Origin of the sequence: Burkholderia sp. WP9 (assembly GCF_900104795.1) — a bacterium.
Classification (GTDB): Bacteria; Pseudomonadota; Gammaproteobacteria; order Burkholderiales; family Burkholderiaceae; genus Paraburkholderia.
Genome location: NZ_FNTG01000001.1, coordinates 2,447,236 through 2,468,643 on the forward strand (window position 1 = coordinate 2,447,236; position 21,408 = coordinate 2,468,643).

Here is a 21,408-nt window from a genome sequence, read left to right on the forward strand (position 1 = left end):
TTTATGGCGTGGTTTCTTTATCTGCTCGAATGCTCGGACGGCAGCGTTTATACCGGCATTGCCGTCGATGTGCAGGCGCGTTTCGACAAACACGTCAGCGGCGAAGGCGCGCGTTATACGCGTTCGCGCAAGCCGTTGCGCGTGCTGGCGTCGTTTGAATTGACGGACCGGTCGAGCGCGTCGCGCGCCGAGTATTGGGTCAAGCGGCTCGCGGCGTCGGAGAAGCGGGCGTTGGCGGCGGGATTGCGCACGCTTGAGTCTGTGATGCCGTTGCCGGAGCCTGAAGCGGTTGTTGATGAGGCGACGGAGCAGGTGACCGGCGCGTCCTGAACGAGGGCCGTTCGGCTTCGTTCAGGCTCGCTACCCCCTCGCCTCCCGCATCCGCTCATTCAGCAGCCGATGCATCAACGCAAGCTCCCCCACCGCATCCGCTTCCAGCGAAGTCAGCCCATCCCGCGCCGGCAGCGCGTGACGCACCGGCCGCAAGGTCCGATCCAACGCGGCATCGATATCCGCGCTCACGGTCGCGATCCAAGCGTCGAGTTCGTCGTGCGTATCGCGCCGGTTCGTACTCAGCCGCAGTTGCGTCGCGGTGCCGGCCATCCTGCGCAACACGCTCAGCACCGTCAGCGTCACCGTATCGGCCATGGAGTCCTCGAGTTTCTCAAGGCGCATCCGGCCGATCGCTTCTTCCGCGTTATTGCTGCCCAGACCGGCAGCCCGGCGCAAGCGCTCCATATCCTTCTCGCTGCGGCGAGGCGACGCCAGCGCGGCTCGCAGATACGCGAGATTGGCGCGCACCGCTTCGCCCAGATACGCGCGATAGTCGATCTTTTCGCGCGTCGGCCATAGATAGAACGTGGCCAGCAGCGCCAATACGCAGCCGAGCACGTTGTTGCCGAGCCGCGTGATCGCATAAACGAATTCGCTGGCGCCCGGCGTCGCGAAGTCGGCCACCAGCACGAAGGTCGGCGTGAGAAACAGCACGAACAGACTGTAGCTGACGGGACGCAGCGCCATGGTCGCCATCACCAGCGGAAACACCGCGAGGGAAATGCCGAGCGGCGAATGAATCGCGTAGCCGATCGCCGCCGCCAACACGCCGCCGACGATGCTGCCCGCCGCCCGCTCGATACTGCGCGGCCAAGTCGCGGCAATCGAAGGCTGCAAGATCAGCAGCGTCGCCATGGTCGCCCAGTAGCCGAACGGCAGCCCGAGCGCGCGAATCACGAGAAAGCCGGCGGAGGTCGTTACGCCGACGCGGGCCGCATGCCGCAAGCCGACGGATTCGACCGACAGGTTCGCTTTGAACGTAGCCCAGATGCGCGTGAAGAGGCGCGTCGCGCTGTCGCGCCAACCTTCGGGCTGCGCATACACCGGCGCGAAGTCGACCAGTTCGAAATCGGACTTTAGTGACACAGGTTCTGACAACGCGGTTTCGAGCCGCTTCGCGAAGCGCCGCAAGCGCAATTGCAACGCAGTCAGACGTTCCCACTGCGCATCGTTGACGGCCGCGCCGATGTCGCGCAACAAGTCGCCCATCACGGCCAGCAGTCGCGCCGCGCGTTTCGCGCGCCATGCGTTATCCGGCGCTCGCTCACAGGCGCCGGACACGGCGATCAGATAAGCGAACAACGCTTCGCCATCGGTGAGCAAGCCGAGCAGCGTGTCGTAGGTTTCGCGGCCGCCGGTTCTCGAAGCGGGCACCCGCGCCAGCACTTTGCGCGAGCGTTCGAGCGCGGCTCGGGCATCGGCGCGAAACTTCGCGGCATGCGTGGCCCACTCGCCGCGCGCCGCGCGCCGTTCGAGCAGCCGCGCGCTATCCAGCGCGATATCGGCCAGACGCAGATAGACGGCACGCAGCGTCGAGCGACTCGTGCCGAACGGATGAATGCGCCAGACCGTCAGACTCAGCGCGACAGCGAACAGGCAGCCGACCAGGTAGATACCGAGAAACGCCATACCTTGCCGCACATCATGCATCGGCCGGTCGACCATCACGACGCACGCGGTCGCCACGAGAATCGTCACCTGCGACGTGGCCGCGCCCCAGATCCGGCCGAACGCGCCGAGGCTCGTGAACAGCAGCACCGCGAGCGCGGCGACCACCGTTCCCTCTGCGGACGCGAAAGAGGTCAAGCCACCGCACAGCGTGGACAGCACCGCGAAGCCCATCATCGATGCAAAGCGGGCGCGGTTGGAGCCGGCGGCATCGGCGAGACAGGTCCAGAAGGCGCCAATGGCGGCCCACGCGAACATCGGTTCATGCAGCACATTGCCGAGCGCGAGCATGGCCGTGGATGCGCAAGCCGCTCTCAAGCCTTCCGACAGACTGGCCTCGCTCGTCGAGAACGACACCATCCAGACCGGCCGCTTGCGGTAGATCGCGCTCGCGACGGCATACAGCCAGTTCGACCAGCGCTGCGAAGACGACGACGGGTTGGACTTGCGATTCAGCATCCGGACGGTGGGCTCAGAAGAACAGGGATTGGCGCCGCATCAGCGCATCGAGAAAAGCCGGCGCAACAAGGTCAGCACGGGCGGCTGCTCCATGATAAGGGTTTACCCCTAATTATAAAAATGCATTCGGTTCATCCAATCGATGCGCTGCGTCTATGCGCCCTTTCTAAAGACTATGTAACGCGCCGCCCTCCCGCTTCGACTTGCAAATGAAAAAACCGCGCGGCCCTTGCAGGCTCGCGCGGTTTTTTGCCCACCAAACGTAACGCAGCTTACTTCTTGTAGTTCGCCGCGCCTTCGGTGATTTCCTTGTGCGCGGCGTCGATATCCGCCCAGCCTTCGACCTTCACCCACTTGCCCTTCTCCAGCGCCTTGTATTGCTCGAAGAAGTGCTTGATCTGATCTTTCAGGTACGACGGAACGTCGTCGATCGACTTCAGGTTGGCGGTCATCGGGCAGACCTTGTCGTGCGGGACGGCAACCAGCTTCGCGTCCACGCCGGATTCGTCGGTCATTTGCAGCATGCCGAGTGCGCGGGCACGCACCACGGAGCCAGCCAGCAGCGGGAACGGCGTGATCACCAGCACGTCGACCGGGTCGCCGTCGCCCGACAGCGTTTGCGGAATGTAGCCGTAGTTAGCCGGATAGCGCATGCCCGTGCTGATGAAACGATCGACGTGGAGCAGACCCGTTTCCTTGTCGGCTTCGTACTTCACCGGATCGCTTTGCGCCGGGATTTCGATGATGACGTTGAAATCTTGCGGAAGGTCTTTGCCTGCGGGGACGTTATTGAAGCTCATGAGCGCTCTCTGGTCGGGATGGAATTCGGAACACGGCGTGCGGCGCGCTTGCTCGAAGGGGATGCAACGTGAAACTCGCCTCGAGCAGCGGCGCTGCGGCCGGACAGTGCTTAATACGCCATTATAGCCAATCACCTAATGGCATCCCTCGTATCATCGGGGTGATAATCGTCGGGCGTCTCTCGATTGTGCCTCTCGTTTGTGAACACCACGTCACCGCCGCGCGGTGCTCGTGACATCTCAAGGAGCCTGCATGGAAGAAGCCCGGCATTTCATCGGCGGCGAATGGTCCGCCGCATCAGGCGGCGAGACGATCGCCGTACTCGATCCCTCTGACGGCCAACCCTTTACCCAACTCGCACGCGGCACCGCGGCGGATATCGACGCTGCCGTGCACGCCGCGCGCCGCGCGTTCGAAGGCCCTTGGGGCCAAGCCAGCGCCGCCGAACGCGGCCGCATTCTGTACCGGCTTTCCATGCTGGTCGCCGCGCGCCAGGAGGAACTCGCCCAACTCGAAGCTCGCGACACCGGCAAGCCGCTCAAGCAGGCGCGCGGCGATTCCGCCGCCCTCGCCCGCTATTTCGAGTTTTACGCCGGCGCGGCGGACAAGCTGCATGGCGAAACGCTGCCTTACCAGACCGGCTATACGGTGCTGACCATTCGCGAGCCGCACGGCGTGACCGGCCATATCGTGCCGTGGAATTACCCCATGCAGATTTTCGGGCGCAGCGTGGGCGCGGCGCTCGCCGCCGGCAATGCGTGCGTCGTCAAACCGGCCGAAGATGCGTGCCTGTCCGTGCTGCGCGTCGCCGAACTCGCCGCCGAGGCGGGTTTACGCGCCGGCGCGCTGAATATCGTCACCGGCTACGGCCATGAAGCCGGCGCGGCGCTCGCGCGTCATCCGGGCATCGATCACATTTCGTTCACCGGCTCGCCGGATACCGGCAAGCTCGTCACGCAAATGGCCGCCGAGAATCACGTGCCGGTCACGCTGGAACTCGGCGGCAAATCGCCGCAAATCGTTTTCGCCGATGCGGACCTCGACGCCGCGCTGCCCGTGCTGGTGTCGGCGATCGTGCAAAACGCCGGGCAGACCTGCTCGGCGGGTAGCCGCGTGCTGATCGACCGGGCCATTTACGAGCCTTTGCTCGACCGGCTGAGCAGCGCGTTTCACGCGTTGCGCGTCGGCCCTTCGCAGGCCGACCTCGACTGCGGGCCGCTGATCAGCGCGAAACAGCAGCGTCGCGTGTGGGATTTCCTCAACGATGCGCAACACGACGGCATCGCCATGGCGGCGCACGGCGAGGTGATTCCCGAAGCGCCGGAAGCGGGCTTCTATCAGGCGCCCACGCTGTTGCGCGACGTGCCCGCGAGCCACCGCCTCGCGCGCGACGAAGTCTTCGGACCGGTGCTGGCCGCCATGTCGTTCAGCGATGAAGACGAAGCTTTGAACCTCGCCAACGGCACGCCATTCGGTCTGGTGGCCGGTATCTGGACGCGCGACGGCGCACGGCAGATGCGGCTCGCGCGCCGCCTGCGCTCCGGCCAGGTGTTCATCAACAACTATGGCGCGGGCGGCGGCGTGGAATTGCCGTTCGGCGGCGTCAAGCATTCGGGCCACGGACGCGAAAAAGGCTTCGAAGCGCTCTATGGGTTCACCGTGCTGAAGACCATTGCCATCCGGCACGGTTAGCGGGCGCGGCACGCACTGGCATCACCATCCACAACGAACAACGGAGACATCATGCGGTTGACAGGTAAAACAGCCATCGTCACAGGTGGCGGCTCGGGTTTCGGTGAAGGCATTGCGAAGACCTACGCGCGCGAAGGCGCGAACGTGGTGGTCAACGATCTGAACGGCCCGGCCGCCGAGCGCGTGGCGAGCGAAATCGCGCTGGCCGGCGGCAAGGCGATCGCAGTGGCGGGCAACGTCGCCCAGCGCGAGGACTGGCAGACGCTGCGCGCGGCCGCGCTCGAAGACTTCGGCAGCGTGCAGATCGTCGTCAACAACGCCGGCACCACGCATCGCAACAAGCCGGTGATGGAAGTCACGGAAGCCGAATTCGACCGCGTCTACGCGGTGAACGTGAAAAGCATCTACTGGAGCGTGCAGGAATTCGTGCCGTATTTCCGCGAGCAAGGCGGCGGCTGCTTCATCAATATTGCGTCCACGGCGGGTGTGCGGCCGCGCCCCGGGCTCGTCTGGTACAACGGTAGCAAAGGCGCGGTGATTATCGCGAGCAAGTCGCTGGCGGTCGAGCTGGGTCCGGACCGGATTCGGGTGAACTGCGTGAATCCGGTGATCGGCGAGACGGCGCTGCTGTCCGAATTCATGGGCGTGGAAGATACGCCGGAAAATCGCCAGCGCTTTCTCGCCGGCATTCCGCTCGGGCGTTTCTCGACGCCGCAGGATATTGCCAACGCTGCGCTTTATCTGGCCTCGGACGAGGCGGAGTTCATCACCGGCGTGTGTCTCGAAGTGGACGGCGGGCGCTGCGTGTAGCGCCGCGCCGGGCCATTCTAGCGAGGGCGGCCGCTGCGCCGCCCTCGCCGCAGTCAGTGTTTTCCCCCGGTATCGATTCGTCGTGCAAAGCACTGAGCGCGGATAGAATCGATCGACGGCGGTACTTCAATTCCACAAGAAAAGAGGAGACACCATGGCTAGTCCCGCAAATCCGCTCCACCATCCCGGCGCGGGTGCGCCACCTTCCACTTTCGAAGAGGCCACCTACCGCAAGGTCACCTGGCGGCTCGCGCCGCTTCTGATGCTCTGTTACGTGGTCGCGTATCTGGATCGCGTCAACGTCGGTTTCGCCAAGCTGCAAATGACCAGCGATCTTGGGCTGAGCGATGCGGTGTACGGATTCGGCGCGGGGATTTTCTTTGTCGGCTATTTCATCTTCGAGATTCCGAGCAATGTGATTTTGCATAAGGTCGGCGCACGGGTGTGGATTGCGCGGATCATGGTGTCGTGGGGCGTGATCTCTATGCTGACCATGTTCGTGACTACGCCGACGATGTTTTATGTGATGCGCTTTCTGCTCGGTCTGGCTGAAGCGGGGTTCTTTCCCGGGATCATTCTTTATCTGACGTACTGGTATCCGTCGCATCGGCGTGGTCGCATGACGACGTGGTTCATGACGGCGATTGCGTTGTCGGGTGTGATCGGCGGGCCGGTGTCGGGTTATATCCTGAAGACCTTTAACGGCTTGAACGGCTGGCATGGCTGGCAGTGGCTGTTTCTGCTCGAAGGCATTCCTTCGGTGATCGTCGGGATCATGGTGTTCGCCATGCTGGACGATCGGATCTCGAAGGCGAAGTGGCTGACCAAGGAAGAGCAGGAGATGCTCGAGCGGCATGTGTCCGCGGAGGAAGCGACCAAGCATGACATGCCGATTCGTCAGGTGCTCACGAGTGGGCGGGTGTTGATGCTCAGTCTGACGTACTTCTCGTTTGTGATGGGGTTGTATGGGGTGAGTTTCTGGTTGCCGACGATTATTAAGGCGACTGGGGTGACGGATGCTTTCATGATCGGGTTGCTGTCGGCGATTCCGTTCGCGGGGGCTGTGGTGGCGATGGTGTTTGTGTCGCGTAGTGCGGACCGGAAGCGGGAGCGGCGGTGGCATATTGCGCTGCCTGCGTTTGCGGGGGCGATTGGGTTGGTGCTTTCTGTCGTGTGGACGCATAACACTGTGTTGGCGATGGCTTCGCTTACGCTTGCGACGATGGGGATTCTTACTACCCTGCCGTTGTTTTGGAGTTTGCCTACGGCGATTTTGGCGGGGACTGGCGCGGCTGCTGGGATCGCGATGATTAATTCGATTGGGAATCTGGCGGGGTTTTTGAGTCCTTACGCCGTGGGGTGGCTTAAGCAGGCGACGGCTGCGAATGATTCGGGGATGTATATGCTGGCGGCGTTTATGGTGCTGGGTGGGTTGCTGGCGGTTAGTGTGCCGGCGAAGATGGTGAATAAGTGAGGGGTGAGGCGCGAGCCTTAGCGGGTTATTTACTGCTGAGGCTGTTCGTTAGTTTGCGAAGAAGCGACCATTTTCACCATTGAATACGTTAATGTGGACAAATGTTGGCCGGTTGCTGCCTTGGACGTAAGGCAACGGTCGGCCAACTATGGCTACTTGGCAATGGCGAATAACCCTTCAGGCTATGATCTCAAGCATTGAAGATACCAAACGGACGCGCACCGCGGTCATCTCCCTGACTCCGTAGCAGAGGCCGCCGTCACGCGAGGAGTATGCCTCGCACAGAATGTGTGATCACAACACCTCTTCACCCAATTCCACTCGGCGGTAGCTGATTGGCAAGTTCAATCTATTTTTCAGCGTCTCGATATATCGACCGCTCCCTTCATCTAGCGCTGCTTCGCCGACGATGACGAGTTCATTAGCACAGTACGCGCCCGGCCAATAAGAATATTCCAATAACTGGCCAATTGCCTCGCGAATACAGCTTTTCAGAAAATGACCGACTTTTATCTCAAAAAAAACATAGCCATCATCGGTTCGAGCGACTGCGTCAATTCGACCTCCGCTGCCGTTCGATATCTCGGTCCCAATGTTTTCCTGCCCGTACTCGGTACAGAGTTCTGCATAGAGCGCTAACTGCAATGCATTATGGCGCAGCTCAATTGAAAGTTGTCGCTCCGGCAGCGATGCACTCGCCCACGAGCTTTTAACACGATTTCCAGGTCGGAAGTTGAAGCCGATGGGAGAGTCTTTGTCAGGAGGAAGTTTCCCACCTGACTCTACAAAAGTGTAGAGCGGAAGAAGCAAGTCGAAGTCCCGAAGAATTCTGTCAAGGTCCAATTGGTCAACGGGGGAAAGCGCACCCATGAACACGAAGGTACCCGTTTGAAACAGTTCGTGTGGGAGGGGCGCGACAGGAAGGGTTTTCGAACGGACACCTTTTCGGAAGTACCAAATTCTAAAATCTGCAGGCGCTTTAAACTCCGTCCTGATAAATTCGTTGAACAACCGCATTTTAGGCAACAGGGTGTCGATACTTGGAAGGGTTTGGCTCGGTTCCAAGGAAAAGGCAACGCCATGACGAATGTACTTCTTCCCGTCGCTCTCTTCCATGCCTATATTGAACTGCAATTCCGCACGCCCACCAAAATGGAAAGCCCAGTCGTCGGAGATTGTTGCTGGCATAAATAACTTCTGTGACGGCAAACGCTTCTTATCTTTGAGCTTTACACGAAGGTGCTGAAGCCTGCCGACCTCGTATCCGTTAGCGCGTTGGTTTAGCAACTCTGCGACCTGCGGTATTGTTATCAAGTCCACTCCCTGTCAGATTGGTAAGTTGCCGCGCTCCGGTCTCCGGAGGCAACGAACCATAAAAAATAGAAAATCACGCCATGCGTCACGTCGCGAGGCTGCGTGAAGATACAACAAACTCTGCTCAGTTATTCCGACCATAAACCGACATCCATATAAAGCTTCGACACAAGCACAGCGGGTGCGGCGACTAATGTGAAGGGTACGGAGTTTAAAAGATGTAGCAAGCCTAGAATGCAAATCGGACTCGTGGCTCAAGGTGCCGCTTTGGGCCACAATGACTGGCTTCTTCGATGCACGCCAGTCGATCAGCGCCGGGCACTAGGCGACGCTGCACCGATGCCACCCGACCGAGACTCTTGGCGTAGTTACCAATCAGCCTTCCAAAATATCGAGAAGTCCATTTCGAGAGGAGTGTCTTTCGGTCCTCGGTTCAACCATATAGGTAGCCGATCGCTAATCGGGCATCGTATAAAAGCACTACTTGGACTGGATTTCGCCGTTATCATAACGTGCCAGACGAGTGCCCTACCACTGCCGTCTTTGCATCTCCGTCGCAGGAGAGGCGACGACCCACTTTTTTGACTTGATGAACAACACATCTAGTAGCGCTTTTCGATATGTAGTAGATCGAATACTGCATCGCAGATGCGTACCGCTTATTGGAGCGGGAATTTCGATGAACTCAACCCTGCGAGGCGCTTACTGGGACGGGCACAAGCTTCCTACAATGGTCGACAAGGTCGTCAACGCTACGCTGAAATTACGCATGAAGAGGCTCATGGGCGAATCGCGTGGCCCCCTTGTATTTTGCGAAAAATGTGCAGAACGCTTTTCCGAACACCTATCAAATCCAAAGATCGTGTTTGAAGTGTTCTCCAAGCTGAGTTGCAAACTCTGTGACTTGCGGTTGGCTAAAGAGAGAAGCGAGCTAACAAAGAGCTGTGAAACATTCCTTTGGGAATACCCGCAGAGTAATGACGAAGCCTATTGGAAACTTGCTGACGTGCTTCAAATCCGTGATTTCGCGGACCTGGATCCGACGCCTGCTCACTACTATCTGGCCTTCCTTGTCCGAGAAGGGTTGATTTCCGAGCTGGTGACGACTAACTACGACTGCAATCTTGAACGAGCGTATCTCAACACGTGGCTGGGTTCCCAAACCCTGTCTTCCAACACGGTCATCCGTCGGATCTACGACTTGGATACCTTCGCCGAAAGCGCGGCGCTAAACGCGGAGTGGCATCCAGGCGAGGACACCCCTCACATTCTGAAAGCCTACAAGATCAATGGTTGTGCCGCACAACTCAAAGAATGTTGTACGCATGCAGCAGATATCTTATTGACAGCATCTCAACTTCAGGACTGGAGAAAACGCAAGTGGGCTGCGGATTTTTTTCGAACCAAGGTGCGTAGCGCCGCACTCGTCACCATCGGATTTGGTAGTGACGAGCCACAAGTGGTTCACACGTTGCAGCAGGTTCTTGAGGAATTTTCTGGACTCGGACTTCGAAACGACGGGCAGCCGCAACCCCTTTACGAGGCGGCGAACGCTCCTGTGGTCACCACCTACGAACACAATCCCAGCTTCCAGCAGATGCAACTGGTCTACGGCTTTTCGACTTGGTGGTCCGGCATCCCCACGAACGGGGCTGACCTTGTACTCGGTCCCTACCAGCGTGCAAAATCACTTACATCGTCCGACGAACCCGAGACGGTTCCAGACTGCCTGCCGGCTGATGACCTATGGCGAGACATATTTCAAGCTGTCTACGCGCGGCTCGTGTCGAAAAAGTTGCGCGCCGCCGCAATCAGCCAAAACGCCGCATTTACAGCAGCTGTTCCTGACGCAGATAGACTGCTCGTCCTGCTTGCCGCTCAGCTCGACAGTTGCACCGAAAGCCAACTGACGAACCCGGGAAGCCCGCCTCATTGGCTAGTATCCTTGGAATCGACAGACGACCCTAGAATGGCACGTCGCCCATGGTTGACTCGCTGCTTGACCCATATTCGGCTCGGCTCAACCGCGCCCACCAAGTATTGTGCGATCAACGACCACAGCAGTCTTATAGCAGAAATGGCACTTATATTTGAACTGCTCCAAATCGCTCAAGCACGCGCGCGGGACGAAAACACGGGAATCGGTGATTCAAGTCATCGCATATGGGACGAAGTGAGTCTCGCGCCAGATGCACGGATTGAAGTGCGGTCAAGTGGCGTCGGTGGAACGGCGAGCTTCTATATCAGCCGAAATACTCAGCCTAGCGTTCGTCAGTTTGACGAAATGATCTGTGAGTCTACGCCTGTACAACGTCTGGAATTGGTCGTTGGCGCGGCGGGAGCAAAGGTGCGCCAATTGGGAGAGCGGCGCATCTACCTAAAACAAGGTTCGGAGATCGTTCCGGTGGTAATCACACGCGTCGACTGGCGCGCGCTGTTTCCTACTTCTACACGAGCTGGATCGATTGCTGAGGCAGCAGACCATCTGGCGGATGCCATATCATTCCCCACCAAATATCGCCGCAGACTCGATTTGAGTATTCGGCGAAACCCAAGTTTTGAACGGAGGATCTAAATGGGTCCGTCAAACGAACTCCTAGCCACCTACTCACTATCTAGCGATATTCTGGAAACAGACGTTAGTCAGGTACATCTCGGCAGTCACAGTTGGCTAAACTGGACAAGACTTTATGTCTCCCCAATCATGATCGTTGTACATGCGCGATCAATCGAAGGCAAAATCGCCGTCGAACAGTACGAGCACAACTTAAGCTTGCTTCGCGATGAGCTATGCGATCTATGTGATGCACTGTCCGCCTACGGGTATCAAACACCGCTCACGCTCCTTGTGGAATGCGACGAATTGAACTACCCCCAGTGGCACGAGATGGCGGGAAACCAAGATTCGCTGCGTGGAGCTTTTTCGATTCAGCCGTTCACTAAAAGCCGCTTCGCTCGGGCAAATATTGTCGACGCTGAAACGTTGACCTCTTTGTTGATCGATGCAACCGCCATTCACGTTCACGCGTACAAACTCAAGAGTTTAACCGACCGGGAATATCTCGAATCGGTTGCGCGCCGTGTCGAGGAAGAGCCCGACCGAGCAGTTTTGACGCGCCAACTTGGCTTGCGAGTCCTCAAAGCATATAACGAAGATGGAATTCTGCGTGCTGGCGGACCAATTGGAACAACGGTGGCGCAGCGCGGTGCCTCCGAATGGCTTAGGTACGACGTCGTCGCTCCTGCAGAACGTCTGTTGACCTCTACAAGCGGAGATCGCGCCAGGAGCCTTGAATGACAACGAGACCAATCAGACACCTCACCCTAGAAAACTTTCGAGGGTTTGTCGGGACAACATACGCTTGACCTCGACGCCGACCTCGTCCTGATTTCAGGAAAGAATGGAGTTGGAAAGACAAGCATACTTCTTGCGCTTGATATGCTTCTGAATGGTCAGACCGAATTACTCAAGGGGTCGGGCGAAGCAACTTAGGTTCAAGGGGTCGTTGCAACACCTAATGCTTATGACGCAAGTAGTAGATCTCTTAGTGCTTCTGCTGGTGATTTCCATCCAAGGCTTTTACGCGGTCTGCAATTTAGTGCGTCTGCGACGGCATCAAGTTCGCGCTGCGTGTACCGGCTGATGTCGGTGCCTTTCGGAAAGTATTGACGCAACAGACCATTCGTATTCTCGTTGGTCCCGCGTTGCCATGGGCTTTGAGGATCGCAGAAATAGATCTCCAGACCCGTATCGATTCGAAGTTGCACGTGCTGGGCCATCTCTGCGCCTTGATCCCATGTGAGCGATCGCCACAAGTGCTCAGGCAATAATACGATCTTCGCAGCTATGGCATTGCGGACGGCCTCCGCTCCATGACCCGCCAAGGGTGGCCCATTCTTGGCCCGCACGCCAGTGCCATGTCCCTCCATAGGTGGGAGATGGAGCAACATTGTATAGCGGGTAGTCCGCTCGACCAGCGTACCCACTGCGGATCGATTAAGGCCGATGATCAGGTCACCTTCCCAGTGACCCGGAACGGCACGATCATCAGCCTCAGCCGGACGTTCACTGATCATGACCTCCGGAGTAATGAAATGCTTTCCTCGCTGTTGCGTCCTGGCTCGAGGCACACGAAGTGCACGGCCCGTACGCAAACAGGCAGTAAGCTCCTTGCGCAGAGCGCCACGGCCCTGAATGTAAAGCGCCTGATAGATGGCTTCGTGAGAGATTCTCATGGATTGGTCTTCTGGATAGTCGGCCTCCAATCGTCGACTGATTTGTTCGGGACTCCAGCAGGTGCCCCAACGACGGTCCGCGCGGCGGCCTTGCCGTCGTCCTTTCCATGGTACGTTGGGTCCGGCAATCGGCCTGCCTTCTGAATCGGTGACCGCTCCCGCCAATCGACTCTGCACATAATTCTTTAATCTATCGTTCTTGGTCAGTCTGGAAGCTTTCGGACGTTCCGCGGCCCGCTCAGCTTTCCACTGAGCAACTGTCGCCCTGTATATCAATGTGCCGCTACGGGTTGCAGCATTACGGCGCAACTCGCGCGAGATGGTCGAAGGTGAGCGCTGCAGTCTTCGCGCGATCTCACGGATCCCGCAATCCTGCGCCCGTAGCAGCGCAATTTCCTCGCGTTCAGAAAAAGACAGATAAGGCGCAGTGCCCGGCGTCAGCTCGATCGGCGGCATTCCGCCTGCATCACGAAACCATCTTGGCCCCAAAGGTTGGGACACGCCACACGCGCGCGCCGCAGCCTCGCTCTCCATGCCTTGCGCGACACAAGTCCAGAACGCTCGCTTTGTATCTCGCTGATTGACACCTGGCCTGCCGGGCGATTGCATTATTGGTCTTCCTGTCTGTTCCGAACCCCAACCCTGTGCTCGTCCCATTTGGCACCTCCTTTAGGAGATGTTGCAACGACCAGTTGAATCCGCCCAATGTGCAAGGGTCGCAATGAAGGCTCCATCTCTATGCAAGGTGTCGCTGCAAGAACGATTTCTTTGTCGTCAATACCCACGGCGCGCATTCATGGCAATCTTCTAGAGAGAGCACACTTCTTCTTTCCGGAGGGACTTGCGTCGCCCGAGAATTCCGAAGACATCCTTAGTATCATTTCGCCAACTTCGCGACTGTGGGACGAGATAAAAGCGGCTTTAGAGGTTACGCAGAGTGATTTAACTGAAGCCAGACGAAGACTGCTTGTCCGAGACTTTGACGTCGATGGGAGTCGCCGACAAGCCGCGCAGGAATTTGAGCTCGCCAGAAGTGAATTGGCTGATTATGCAGAAAGCGGCGAATTGTGGGCTTCGCGCATCCGCAGCGAACAAAACCTGCTCCTGCAAGGCGGCAATCTGGTCAACCATTGGCAAAGCCAGTTGCGCAATATTCTAAAGATGCTTCAGGTCGACACCGAGAGCGAACTCGCACTCGACGATGGAACATCTGGCGATACTCCAGCTGATCTTTTGTTGGCTATCTCAGTGGAACTCGACAAACTCCGTAGACAGACTGAGGTAAGGCACAGGCCAGACTTCCAGTCCTCTTCGGCAACTCCCTTACAACTTTCGGCGCTCCAACTCGCTCCAGCGCATATCCCGATTCGGTGGGTGCCCCCCGCTCCTAATGAAACAGGGGTGGTCGTTGATGACGACGCCGTGATTTTGGCCACAAGCGACGGGAATGCAAACTACGTAAAGAGGCTAGCCGCGTTGGAGAGTGACGCAGCCAAGCTCCGACACGAACTAAATGAGCTGCGTCTTCGCAGACCGATCATAGAAATCGGTGACGATTCGTTGAAGTCGTTTTTCAACAGTTTTCCGGAGCGCTCTGCACGGTGGCTCGATACGCTCGAGCGACTTTCCCTCGGTCCGCAGGTGGACCGCGAGTTCATTCAACATTGGCTCAAGAAAACGGATGCCGAAATCAGAGGCATGATGAGGCGATTGGAACCTGTCGCCCAAGCGATGCGGGAAAGCGAACTCAGGTGTAGCGAGCAACTAGCAGCCGTAAGCACCGAGATCGAGCAACTGCAGACGCGAATAAGACTACGCGAAATCGTCCTAGCACTGTCCGAACAATCTGAGGCACGTGGTGCTAGCACTGTCGGCGAGCTCGCGTCGCGGATCGAAAAGGTTCTTAGTCGCCGCAATGAAAAAGCTTCCAGCCTAAATCAACATTTCAGATCACTGCACCGCCTTTCGACGGCCGCCGCAGCGTGGGCCGAGACAGAACGTAAGATTGATCAGCAGCTAGCAAATGCGGCGAGCAAAGCGAACTTCACTGCGGCCGACAAACTTATGTCCGAGGCAGAAAGAACCTTAAAGCGTGGCCTCGGCAAGGAAAGCATTTTTAGCCTGAACTCGGCCATTGATGACCGCCAGCTCGGAACGCTATTAGTGACCCTGAACAGATTGCTTGCCCGCTTTCACTTTCCAACCGAATTTCTTCCCATCCAATTACAGCCAGGTTCGGGCAGAGGCAAGTCAACCGCCTATCAATTCGCCTCAGCAGACGGGCCAGGGTATCGAAGTCTCTCAACAGGCCAACGTACACAGCTTGCTGTGTGCTGGTCTGTCTGCCTAAGCTACGCACTGAGAGACCGACTTTCAGCGCCACTCCTTGGGTTCGACGACTTCACGACAGCCTTGGACATGGGACAGCTCATTCCAGCGGCTGGGATTTTACGACAACTGGCATATACAAGCTCCGAGGAGTATTACCGCCAAGTTATCGTGACCAGCCATCATGAGGACCTGACGAACAGACTTGTCGAATACCTCTTGCCACCTCGTGGCAAAACAATGAGGGTGATCGAGATTCAGGAATGGTCGCCGGAACACGGTCCGCAAATGCAGGTATACGACGCTCGCGCTTCGCAGACGCAAATGCATTCGCGAGTTGAGCTTGGAGATTGGTTAAACACCCAGCTCAGTCGTCGCGCGCCCTGATATCAGCCGGCAAAACCTGCCGGCCACCCAAACGTTGCGAATTGACCCCGCCGACAAGGGCCGCTCTGCGAGGCCTCCGCTCACAATAGCGGCCTCGGAAGATCACGGGCCTAAAATCTCGCAACGCGTCCACGGTCAACAATAGTCAGTAGTCGCTGATTCAAGCCGGTGGGCGCACGACCGCCGCCAGTGGTGCTGGTGCAGAGCGTATATCTGCTTGATCCGACTACCTTGGCCGACTGGTCCCGCTAGGTTGAATGACCTGTATCGTTGCACCTTCGGCGAGGTGGGAAATCGGTGATTTCGCCAGTACAAGAGTTCTAGGCGGCGCTAGCGGGCTCACGGGAAGTCACCAAGAACTGTTGTAGCCGAAAGCGAAAAGAGGCGCCGCGTCGCGTTGGTTGGCTGAATCAAGTACTTCAGTCCTCTGAGGTTTCGAATCAAAGCACTCAAAATGGCGTGTCAATCAGAGCGTTGCAAATTACAAAGGGCAGTCAGCCGTCTACGGAATTGAGCTAGGAAGGCAAAAGCACCGATCAATACTCTCCCGCCCCACCCATCCTTATCCCTTCAGCCAATCCCAACATTTACCCCCCAACACTAAATCCAAGACAGCCCCACTCCCTTATAATTACCAAGTCGCTGGGAAACACCCATCGACTAGGTTTAGCAGCCTAAACGTTGAAACCCGCACACCTGCTCAGGCAGGTTGTGCGTCTACCTCTGCGCGCTCGATTTCTATGGGCGGGCCTTGGTGGGGGAGCCGCAAGGCTCGCCGGTTTTGGTTTCAACGCCGGTCTGCTAACCCTACTTCGTGCCCGCTCACCCTCCCCCCAAAGAAGCGTGTCCGGGCGATCCACCCCACCAACAAGGAGATCGCACCATGACCAGGCCCGTCAAAACTCAACCGGCTTCGCGTCCGCCCGTCGACGCACTCCAGTACGAAAAGCTTGCCCTTTCCGCGTTCGATTTATGCGACCGGCAGTTGGGTCAACTGGACACTTTGATCACACTGGCGTCATCGATAGTTAGAAATCCTGCGATTACACACGACGAAAGAAAGCGTCGTCAGACGTTGCTCGAATTGCTGGTGGACACGGCCGAGCAGTATCAGCAGGATCTCGAATACGACCGCGAGTTGTTCCAGGTGATTGCACTCGACGCGAAGGGCGTCGCGCGCAGCCGCCTCACAGCGCAGCATGCGACGAACTTACTGACTAAAGCGTCGCAGCGAGCAGAGGCGTCGATCGAAGCAACGAAAGCGTCGCCCCGCAAAAAGCCCTCCACGAAGAGCGTGATCGAGTCGCCGTCCACAACCGTGCAACAGCCGTCCACCGCGCCGCACTAAGACCACACCAAGCGATCAAATCGAGCCTCGCCTAACAGGCAACCGCCAGCACAAAAACAAATGGCCGCAGCATCCGCTGCGGCCATCAACACATCAACTCATGAACTAGAACCAGCCGTCTCAAGCTCTCAAAGCAGCGCACCAAGAACCCGCACGCCGCCCCAAAAACCCTCAAACAATATTCATCGCCAACGCACTCTCGCGATAATGCTGGCTCGCCTTCTCCGTATCGCCGAGCTGTTCATGCAAACGCGCCAACGCGCGATGCGAGCGAATCTTCAGCGTCTCGTTGTCCGCGAGTTTCAGCGCGCGTTCGAGGAACGATTGCGCCTTGCCCCACAGTTGCTGATGCAGGCACAAGCGACCCAGCGCGAACATCAGGTCCGCATCTTCCGGACGATCCTTCTGCCACGCTTCGGCCTTCTGAATCAGCGGCAACGCGTCGCCGCCCGCCGTATCCGGATAGCGGCGCAGCAAACGCGCGTCCCAGTTTTGCGCCAGCGCTTCCTCGACGATCTTGCGCGCTTCCTGCGGACGGTTCAGCGCCACCAGCAACTCGGCGGCGAGATCCGCGAGACGCGGCGAATGGCGTTCCGTGGCCGACAGCGAATTCCACAACTCCAGCAGCGCGTCGGCATTGTGGCGCCGGTCACGCAACAGGTTTTCCGCCGCGATCTGACGCAAGCGCACCGCCACGGCCGGATGAATCGCTTCGCGTTTTTCCAGCGTCTTGACGAGCTTGAGCACCTCGCCCCAGTTCTTCAACTGCTGTTGCGCGCGCAACGTGATCTGCTGCGCGTGAATCCGCCGCGCGCCCTGCGACTGCATTTCGGTCAGCGCGGTCAGCGCGCCGTCCGCGTCGCGGCCATCCGCGCGCATGTCGGCGGTGGCCATCAGGCGAGCGTCCTGCCAGTCGGCTTCGTTGATCTGCGCGAGCCATTCGTCGCGCCGCGCATATTCATGCATGCGATGCGCGGCCGTGGCCGCGATCAAACCGGCCGCGCCCTTGTTGTCGCCATTCGCGAGCGCATCTTTGGCCGCCTTTTCAGCGCGCGAAAAACGCCCCGCATACAGGTTGCCGATCGCATCACGCAGCGCGGCATGCGCTTTCGCGACCCGCGAACGCGCGCGATACGCGGCCACGCGTTGCGGCATGCGCCAGATATTGCGGAAGATGCGCAGCAACGCATACAGCAGGATGAACAGCACAACCAGTCCGACCACGAACAGATTCAACGACATGTCCACGCGGTACGGCGGATAGATCAGCAGCACCTGCCCCATATCGAAGCGTCCCACCACCGCCAGCACCACGGCAATGGCGAACAGCAATGCAAGCCATAGAAGTCCCCGGATCGCCATGATTAACCTCGGCTCCGGTATTGATTGACGGCCTGCAAACTCGTGCTCAGATTCGGCAGTTCAACCGCGGCCGAGCCCGCCTGCACCTGCTTGACGAGATCGCTCACGGTCTGGGTTTTCTTCGACGAATTGTCGAAGTAGCGCGTCAGCGCATTCTGCGCCGCGAGCAGGTCGGACTTCAGCGTAGTCTCGTTGCGCGAGAGCAAGGCAAGACGCGCGGACAGCAAGCGCAGCTTGAGATTCTCGCGCACGAAGTAGCCCTGATTGGGCGTGACCAGCATCGCGTCGGCATTGTCGATACGGCGCACCTGCACGAGGCTCGTCAACTGCTGGCCGATGCCGGTGCTCACCTCGCGCCACCACACCTTCCAGCGCGGCTCGCCGGTGGCCGCGGCCACCTTGGCCGTATCGGCCCACGTTGCGGCTTGCGGCGTGGCATGGGGGATCGGAGCTTCGCCGGAGAGCGGCAGATCGTCCACGTGGTCGATCGCGTTGTCGAGCTTGATGGCCAGACCCGTGAGGTCGGTGGACGGCGCGGCCTTCAGCTTGTCGATGTCCTGCGCGATGGCCTTGCGCACGGCAACCGCTTGCGGGCTGTCCGACGCGGCGAGGCGCGTGTCGGCGCTTTGCAGCGCGAACAGCGCGAGCTGCGTGTTGCCGGTGAGCTGCAACTGCTGGCTCGCGGCGGAGAGCATCTGGCCGACTTCGGCGAGCGTCCAGTCGTCGCGATTGCGCGCGAGATCCGCGTACTGTTGTTGCAACGCCTGCTGCGCGCTTTGCGCATCGGCGAGCTTGCCTTCCAGTTGCGCGACCTGCGAGTCCGATTGATGCACGGTGGCGAGCGCCTGGTCCGTCTTGATGCGCAGCTCGTTGGTCTGCGTGTCGTTTGCCTGCTGGCGCTGCACGAGTTGCTGCTCAGTGCGCTCCACCTTGCGATTGAGCGCATAGCCGCCCACGCCCGCGGCGCAAGCAATGATCACGACGACAAACCACAGCAGCGGTCCGCTCGCGCTAGAACGCTTTTGCGCTTCGTAGGGCGTGAAGGGTGGATTCGGCGGCAACGCAGTGGTCGCGGCAGGCTGGGGTGAAGCGTTCGTGGATGCGTTCGTTTCAGTCATGCGTGATTTAGCCGGTGAATGAGCCGGGTTGGACGGTACCGGTTGAACTACGGTCGGGACGGCGGCAAGCAGGGTGCGGACAATGCGCTCATCGCCCGCGCCGGACACCCTAATGCTATCAAAACCCAATGCCCGCGCGGTCTGCGCGATTCGCGGATGCGGCGTGACGAGCGTGGCGCGTTTGAGCTGCACGATTTCGTCGACGGTGAGGTGGTCTTGCGCCAGTTCATGCAGATTGCGCACGCCTTCGGAACTGGTGAGCAGCCACGCATGCGGCTCGCCCGCGAGCAGTTCGTGCACGCGCGCCCAGCCGCCTATCGACGGTTCCGGCACGAGGCGCCGGTACGCCGCGACGGTCTCGACTTCGGTGCCGGCTTCACGCAGACGCTCGGCGAGCCACTCGCGGCCGCCGTCGCCGCGCACGATCAGCACGCGCTTGCCTTCCAGGTTCGTCGCGCCGAGCGCCATGTCGATCGCCGCGAAGAGGCCTTCGGAATCGAAGCGCGCGGCTTCTTCATCCGCGCCCGAGGGCGGGCTGATCACGTTGTACGCCGGCGCGCTCACGCCGTGGCGCGCCAGCGCCTGCACGCTGCCGGGACCGACCACGCCGATCGGCAACGCATGCGGCCAGATCGTGTCGCTGTGGGCGAAGGCATGATCGACGGCATTCGGCGACACGAATACGACGAGCGCATAGCGTTCGAGCGAACTCAGCGCCGCGCGCAAGGGAGCGTCGTCCGTGACGGGTGCGACGTCGATCAGCGGAAAGTCGAGCGTGGCGAGGCCCACTTCGGCGAGCCGTGCGATCAGTTCGTTCGACTGACCGGCCGGTCGTGTAATCACGACCGTGAACGCCGCCTTGTCGACGGCTGGGGATGCGTTGCCGGGAGTATCGGCCGCCATCACTCGCCGGTCACCGCGCTGTCCGCCGCAGCGGCGCCGCCGGCGGTGCCGAGTGCGCGAACGATGTCCATCGCGCCTTGCTGCGCGAGCGCGTCCGCGACTTCCTGGCCGAGCGCGAGCGCATGCTCGACGGTGGGCGCAGGCGCCGACGCGTGCGCGCTCAACACGCGCTGGCCGTCCGGCGTCGCGACGATGCCGCGCAGATGCAGCGCGCCGTCGTGCCAGGTGGCATACGCGGCGAGCGGCACTTCGCAACTGCCGCCAAGCGCGCGCGAGACCATGCGCTCTGCTTCGACGGCGGCCGCCGTGTGTTCGTGATGCAGCGGCGCGAGCCATGCCGCGAGGTCCGCACGGTCGGCGCGAATCTCAATGCCGAGCGCGCCCTGCCCCGCTGCGGGCAAGCTGTCTTCAGGATCGAGCAACGCGCGAATGCGCTCGCCGAGACCCAGACGCTTCAAACCAGCCGCCGCCAGAATGATCGCCGCGTAATCGCCGCGATCGAGTTTGGCGAGACGCGTGTCCAGATTGCCGCGCAACGGCCGCACTTCGAGATGCGGATAGCGCATGCGCAGCATGGCTTCACGGCGCAGGCTGGAGGTGCCGACCACGGCGCCTTCCGGCAACGCGGCAAGCGAGTCGTACGTGTTGGAGACCAGCGCGTCGCGCGGGTCTTCGCGCTCCATGATCGTGGACAACGCGAAGCCCTCGGGCAATGCCATCGGCACATCTTTGAGCGAATGCACGGCGAGGTCGGCGCGGCCGTCGGCCAACGCGGCTTCCAGTTCCTTGACGAAGAGGCCCTTACCACCAACCTTCGACAAAGTGCGATCGAGAATTTGATCGCCACGTGTTGTCATTCCGAGGATTTTTACGTCACAAGATGGATATAATTTGTGCAGCGCACATCGCACATGCTCCGCTTGCCACATGGCCAGGCGGCTCTCTCGCGACGCAATCACAAGCGTGTGGGGTGGCGTGGAAAACGTCTCGGTGTTCATTAGCTTGCTGATCGAATGACGGGATGTAATAACAATCAATGTTAGCACGCGCTCTCGCGTCTCAAGACGCAGTGGAGCGCCGTGCTGAAGCGGTATCGATGGAGGAGACGGGCTTCGCGCGGCGCGCGTCGGCCCAGACCCCGCCTGTTCAAGCACGGTCGTTCGCGCACCGTGCTC

General features: G+C 59.5%; 16 protein-coding genes. 9 read left to right on the forward strand and 7 right to left on the reverse strand.

Features of this window, described 5'->3' with window-relative positions; translation table 11 throughout:
* The first annotated feature begins 3 nt into the window (after positions 1-3).
* Positions 4-330 (forward strand): GIY-YIG nuclease family protein, encoded by a 327-nt coding sequence (locus BLW71_RS10910; RefSeq protein ID WP_091796249.1) that lies wholly within the window; start codon positions 4-6, stop codon positions 328-330.
* A 30-nt stretch (positions 331-360) separates the two neighbouring features.
* Here the strand turns inward: BLW71_RS10910 and BLW71_RS10915 are convergent, their stop codons facing one another.
* Both BLW71_RS10915 and ppa read right to left on the reverse strand, forming a co-directional pair.
* Entirely contained in the window at positions 361-2,460 is a 2,100-nt protein-coding gene (locus BLW71_RS10915) for an FUSC family protein (protein ID WP_091796251.1), read from the reverse strand.
* Between the two features lie 272 nt (positions 2,461-2,732).
* Positions 2,733-3,260, reverse strand: coding sequence for an inorganic diphosphatase (gene ppa / locus BLW71_RS10920; protein ID WP_091796253.1), 528 nt, complete (start codon positions 3,258-3,260; stop codon positions 2,733-2,735).
* Positions 3,261-3,513: 253 nt separating this feature from the next.
* On the opposite strand from ppa, the gene BLW71_RS10925 reads away from it, so the two are divergent.
* From BLW71_RS10925 to BLW71_RS10935, 3 genes are all read left to right on the forward strand, one after another.
* Positions 3,514-4,953, forward strand: a complete 1,440-nt coding sequence (locus BLW71_RS10925; protein WP_091796255.1) for an aldehyde dehydrogenase family protein — start codon at positions 3,514-3,516, stop codon at positions 4,951-4,953.
* 51 nt (positions 4,954-5,004) lie between these two features.
* The gene (locus BLW71_RS10930) at positions 5,005-5,763 is read left to right on the forward strand and encodes an SDR family oxidoreductase (protein WP_091796257.1); all 759 of its coding nucleotides are present in this window, start codon (positions 5,005-5,007) and stop codon (positions 5,761-5,763) included.
* A 154-nt stretch (positions 5,764-5,917) separates the two neighbouring features.
* Entirely contained in the window at positions 5,918-7,237 is a 1,320-nt protein-coding gene (locus tag BLW71_RS10935; RefSeq protein WP_091796259.1) for an MFS transporter, read from the forward strand.
* 294 nt (positions 7,238-7,531) lie between these two features.
* On the opposite strand, the gene BLW71_RS10940 is transcribed toward BLW71_RS10935, so the two are convergent.
* Positions 7,532-8,425 (reverse strand): hypothetical protein, encoded by an 894-nt coding sequence (locus BLW71_RS10940; protein WP_143048319.1) that lies wholly within the window; start codon positions 8,423-8,425, stop codon positions 7,532-7,534.
* 805 nt (positions 8,426-9,230) lie between these two features.
* Between BLW71_RS10940 and BLW71_RS10945 the strand changes: the two genes are divergently transcribed.
* The 3 genes from BLW71_RS10945 to BLW71_RS42765 are packed head-to-tail and all read left to right on the forward strand — an operon-like array spanning position 9,231 to position 12,044.
* Positions 9,231-11,126, forward strand: a complete 1,896-nt coding sequence (locus BLW71_RS10945; RefSeq protein WP_177205003.1) for an SIR2 family protein — start codon at positions 9,231-9,233, stop codon at positions 11,124-11,126.
* Positions 11,127-11,849, forward strand: a complete 723-nt coding sequence (locus BLW71_RS10950; protein ID WP_091796264.1) for a hypothetical protein — start codon at positions 11,127-11,129, stop codon at positions 11,847-11,849. It begins immediately after the preceding gene.
* A gap of 45 nt (positions 11,850-11,894) precedes the next feature.
* The gene (locus BLW71_RS42765) at positions 11,895-12,044 is read left to right on the forward strand and encodes an AAA family ATPase (RefSeq protein WP_091796266.1); all 150 of its coding nucleotides are present in this window, start codon (positions 11,895-11,897) and stop codon (positions 12,042-12,044) included.
* 29 nt (positions 12,045-12,073) lie between these two features.
* Here the strand turns inward: BLW71_RS42765 and BLW71_RS10960 are convergent, their stop codons facing one another.
* Positions 12,074-13,444 (reverse strand): IS30 family transposase, encoded by a 1,371-nt coding sequence (locus tag BLW71_RS10960; RefSeq protein ID WP_091793389.1) that lies wholly within the window; start codon positions 13,442-13,444, stop codon positions 12,074-12,076.
* 81 nt (positions 13,445-13,525) lie between these two features.
* Between BLW71_RS10960 and BLW71_RS10970 the strand changes: the two genes are divergently transcribed.
* Together BLW71_RS10970 and BLW71_RS10975 are read left to right on the forward strand one after the other, a co-directional pair.
* Complete coding sequence (locus tag BLW71_RS10970; protein ID WP_143048320.1) at positions 13,526-15,502, forward strand: hypothetical protein; 1,977 nt, start codon at positions 13,526-13,528, stop codon at positions 15,500-15,502.
* An 883-nt stretch (positions 15,503-16,385) separates the two neighbouring features.
* The gene (locus BLW71_RS10975) at positions 16,386-16,850 is read left to right on the forward strand and encodes a hypothetical protein (protein ID WP_091796273.1); all 465 of its coding nucleotides are present in this window, start codon (positions 16,386-16,388) and stop codon (positions 16,848-16,850) included.
* Positions 16,851-17,021: 171 nt separating this feature from the next.
* Here the strand turns inward: BLW71_RS10975 and BLW71_RS10980 are convergent, their stop codons facing one another.
* Genes BLW71_RS10980 through hemC form a run of 3 tightly spaced genes read right to left on the reverse strand, consistent with a single transcriptional unit; the run spans position 17,022 to position 21,231 of the window.
* Positions 17,022-18,212 carry a heme biosynthesis protein HemY gene (locus BLW71_RS10980; RefSeq protein WP_091796275.1) on the reverse strand — a complete coding sequence of 397 codons (1,191 nt, stop codon included), beginning with the start codon at positions 18,210-18,212 and terminating at the stop codon, positions 17,022-17,024.
* Between the two features lie 2 nt (positions 18,213-18,214).
* On the reverse strand, positions 18,215-20,233 hold the full coding sequence (gene hemDX, locus BLW71_RS10985) for a fused uroporphyrinogen-III synthase HemD/membrane protein HemX (protein WP_091796277.1): 2,019 nt from the start codon (positions 20,231-20,233) through the stop codon (positions 18,215-18,217).
* Positions 20,233-21,231, reverse strand: coding sequence for a hydroxymethylbilane synthase (gene hemC, locus BLW71_RS10990; protein WP_091796279.1), 999 nt, complete (start codon positions 21,229-21,231; stop codon positions 20,233-20,235). Before hemC ends, hemDX begins: the two co-directional genes overlap by 1 nt.
* Between the last annotated feature and the right edge of the window lie 177 nt (positions 21,232-21,408).